The organism is Flavobacterium sp. (assembly GCF_023151265.1).
Taxonomy (GTDB): Bacteria; Bacteroidota; Bacteroidia; order Flavobacteriales; family Flavobacteriaceae; genus Flavobacterium.
This window is the reverse complement of the sequence record NZ_JAKLJH010000192.1, coordinates 1-3,315: the sequence shown is the minus strand read 5'-3', so window position 1 is coordinate 3,315 and position 3,315 is coordinate 1. Positions and strand designations below refer to the sequence as shown.

At 36.1% G+C, this 3,315-nt stretch carries 5 protein-coding genes and 1 tRNA gene; 2 read left to right on the top strand and 4 right to left on the bottom strand.

Features of this window, described 5'->3' with window-relative positions; all coding sequences use genetic code 11:
* Both L6Q46_RS13245 and L6Q46_RS13240 read left to right on the top strand, forming a co-directional pair.
* The coding region (locus tag L6Q46_RS13245; RefSeq protein WP_291284701.1) for a hypothetical protein at positions 1–373 on the top strand (373 nt) is incomplete at its 5' end.
* Positions 374–387: 14 nt separating this feature from the next.
* Complete coding sequence (locus L6Q46_RS13240; protein ID WP_291284700.1) at positions 388–1,059, top strand: hypothetical protein; 672 nt, start codon at positions 388–390, stop codon at positions 1,057–1,059.
* Positions 1,060–1,265: 206 nt separating this feature from the next.
* On the opposite strand, the gene L6Q46_RS13235 is transcribed toward L6Q46_RS13240, so the two are convergent.
* The 4 genes from L6Q46_RS13235 to L6Q46_RS13220 all read right to left on the bottom strand — a co-directional run.
* On the bottom strand, positions 1,266–1,538 hold the full coding sequence (locus tag L6Q46_RS13235; protein WP_291284699.1) for a GIY-YIG nuclease family protein: 273 nt from the start codon (positions 1,536–1,538) through the stop codon (positions 1,266–1,268).
* 31 nt (positions 1,539–1,569) lie between these two features.
* A tRNA-Ala gene (locus L6Q46_RS13230) sits at positions 1,570–1,643 on the bottom strand.
* Between the two features lie 86 nt (positions 1,644–1,729).
* Positions 1,730–2,632: a hypothetical protein gene (locus tag L6Q46_RS13225; RefSeq protein ID WP_291284698.1), complete on the bottom strand. Its 903-nt coding sequence runs from the start codon at positions 2,630–2,632 to the stop codon at positions 1,730–1,732.
* A 135-nt stretch (positions 2,633–2,767) separates the two neighbouring features.
* The coding region (locus L6Q46_RS13220; protein WP_291284697.1) for a glycine cleavage T C-terminal barrel domain-containing protein at positions 2,768–3,315 on the bottom strand (548 nt) is incomplete at its 5' end.

The following is a 3,315-nucleotide window of genomic DNA, read 5'->3' as shown; positions in this document are numbered from 1 at the left end:
TCAAACTTCAAGACAGAATTTGAACGAGAGTATTACGGCACCATCTCGCCATAGCTTTTTACTTACTAATTTTATTAAAATCGCCCAAACTTATAAGGAATTAAATTTTAATAATGAGAAAATTCTGAATCTGTCGGTTGAACTTTTGCAGAGGTGTGCGTTGTTCGGAAAAACTAACTTGAATATTTCTAAGACATCTCAAGAAGAAATTCTAATATATACATCTAAAAACGGTAAGTTTAATAACATTCTAATCGATGAGGATGGAGATATCTCTCTTTTAAGGGTTGGCGATAAAAAGGAGGATAAATTCACTGCGTTTTATTCTTCAAACGAAAAAATTGATTTTAATACAATTGTATCTTTTCTTTGATTTGAATATGGGGTATGGCTTGTTTAGATTCGAAAATCCCAAAATACTTACATTTTACAGAAAAAAAACGCCCTGTTCTAAGTCAATCAAAATTTAAAATAAATCATATTCTTTTTCGAACAGGTTTTAAAGAGAAAGTAAACCCGATTGAATTACCGCCCTCCAATCCAACGTCAATTTCAGTTTGTTGGAATAAATTAATACAATTAAGTCACGTATTATTCACTGTTAAGTCTGGAGCCAAAAATCCAGATAACCTAGGGAATCATGTTTTTTATGGATTTGTCGGAGAAGTTAATCGATTCAACTTGAAAAGAACCTGTGAATCTGGCATCTATATGGGATTGCACACAATCACCTTATCAATTAGGCACGATCCTTTACCTTGCAATTATTCCCACGCAGAAATTCTAATTAACCATACCTATCACGAAAACAATGAATTAAAAAGCGTGATCATTGAACATTCCGAATGGAAAAATTCACTTTTCAAAACAGTTAAAGGTGAAAACAAAAAATTCTTTAAAGATTTAGAGTTAAATTTTAGAGCAGATGTTGTTCATCTATTAAAGCGAGATTCAGACGTCCTAAATAAAACTTGGTTTTCACGATCTTATATTAAGGTACTTATTATTAGATTATTTTTGCCTGTGCAAATGTACCTTGTGAGTTTGAAAAAAGTTTAGAGCATTTTCCAAAATTTTTCAAAGAGTGCCTAACAGATCCGAACTACAAACACTGGAATTACCATATTCATAAATTAAATCGCCTTAAAAAGTTCGAAATCGATCATTTTTATCATAAACAAACACCTGTTGTCCGAACAATAGGTATTTGGTTGTTTGGAAGGAGAATATCGTCCCGAAAGCTTTCGGGAGAACCGATCACCTCTTCATCCCGACAGCGGTCGGGACGAAGCGCTACCAACCAGCCATTCAATATAGCTGCGGCTTTTCTTACGCTTGATCTCGTTTTCACGTTTCCGACTAAGTGTTCGGGTTTCAAATTCCTCTACATAAACTATCTCCCAATCTGATACCCTTGATGTGTAAGTGGACTTCCCTGAATTATGAGAAATCAAACGTTCCTCCAAATTATCCGTTTGGCCAATATAAAACCTGTCCTTTGTTCTGGAATATAAAATATAAACGAAAAAGACCTTCATAAAAAAAGGCTTCCTTTTGTGGAAGCCTTAGTGGAGAATATCGGATTCGAACCGATCACCTCTTCACTGCCAGCGAAGCGCTCTAGCCAAATGAGCTAATCCCCCTTTTTATCGGAAAACAAAAGTAAGATTTATTTCTATTCAAAAACAAAAAAGTATGAAATAAAAAAGGCGCTCTCCGGCGCCTTTTTTTAATTTTCTACCTGGGTATCTCCTACGTACATTCCGGCTTTATAAACCGCTACGCGGGTTAAAATTCCGTTCTCATTGTAGATGTAGGCTTTCCCCTCCATAAAACGATTGTCTTTAAAAACACCATCTTTTGTAATCTGTTTGTTCTTGTTATAAAGCGTATACTGTCCATTCAAAATCATTGGTCCCTTAGAAGCTACTTTCTTAACCGCTTCGTTTGGTCTTTCATCTTCTCTTACTTTTACAATCGGTGCATTTTCAGCAGGAATGTCTGATTTAGGAGCAATTGGTTTTTTAGGTTGAAACTCTTTAATAGAAGCCACGTCCACGTTTCCATCCATAAAATTCTTTTCTGCTTTTGGATCTCCGTTTTCGTAATATTCTTTAATGATTCCCGTTTCTTTTCCATTGGAAAAATTCCCTTCAATGGCCAGTTGGCCGTTATCGTAGTAATATTTCTGTGGGCCTTCGCGTTTACCCGTTTGGCTGAATACAAACTCGTGTTGAACCTGACCATTGTCGTAATACAATTTGTAATTACCTACCCAACGGTTATTTTTCCAGTTACCTTCTTCACTGATCTTACCGTTTTCATGAAACATTTGAGCATAACCATCAGGACGTCCGTTCACAAAGGTTAATTTATTCTTCATGTTGCTGTTGCAATAGTACTCGAACCAGATATCCGTTTTTTTGTTGTCTCTGTACTTTCCTTCTTCCGCTTTTTGATCGGGTTTGTAACAGGTTCCTGGTTTATGTTTTCCCATTACAATCCATTTTGCCTGCTTTTTTCCTTCCGCATCAATTTTGTTAATGGTATCCTTGCCATATAATTCCCAGGTCTGCGATTTCATTGATACCGCAGAGCAAACGAGGATTAAAATGGTTATAATTTTCTTCATGATGAACTATCAAATATAATTGTTTTTAATCTTCCCTGTTTACATTTTAGATTAAAATTTAAAATTTTTCGATAAATGTTAATATTTTTCCTCCACCGACCCTTTAATGGCTGTGTTTTCAGGGTTTTCCCAGTATTATTTCTTCAGAAAGGGAATTTTGCAGACCTTGGCTTTAATCGCTTTATCGCGAATCAGAACAAAAATCTCTGTATCTGCCTTTGCATATTCCGTTTTTACATAACCCATGCCAATTGCTTTATTGAGACTTGGTGATTGGGTTCCGGAAGTTACTTTTCCAATAATATTTCCTGCGGCATCAGCAATTTGATAATCATGACGAGGAATGCCACGGTCTATCATTTCAAATCCTACCAGCTTTTGGCTCACACCTTTTACTTTTTGATCTTCTATTTTGGCGCGGTTTGTAAAGTCTTTGGTAAATTTGGTAATCCAGCCTAAACCTGCCTCAATTGGAGAAGTGGTGTCGTCAATGTCATTTCCGTAAAGGCAAAAACCCATTTCTAAACGTAACGTATCGCGTGCTCCTAAACCTATCGGACGAATGTCGAACTCCTTACCGGCTTCAAAAACTGCATCCCACATTTTTTCAGCGTCTTTGTTATCAAAATAAATTTCAAAACCTCCGGCACCGGTGTAGCCCGTATTGCTTATTACTACGTTAT

Bases quoted from the DNA above. Each gene is read 5' to 3' on its own strand.
- L6Q46_RS13240 (WP_291284700.1), top strand. From the start codon at position 388: ATGGCTTGTTTAGATTCGAAAATCCCAAAATACTTACATTTTACAGAA.
- L6Q46_RS13235 (WP_291284699.1), bottom strand. From the start codon at position 1,538: ATGAAGGTCTTTTTCGTTTATATTTTATATTCCAGAACAAAGGACAGG.
- L6Q46_RS13225 (WP_291284698.1), bottom strand. From the start codon at position 2,632: ATGAAGAAAATTATAACCATTTTAATCCTCGTTTGCTCTGCGGTATCA.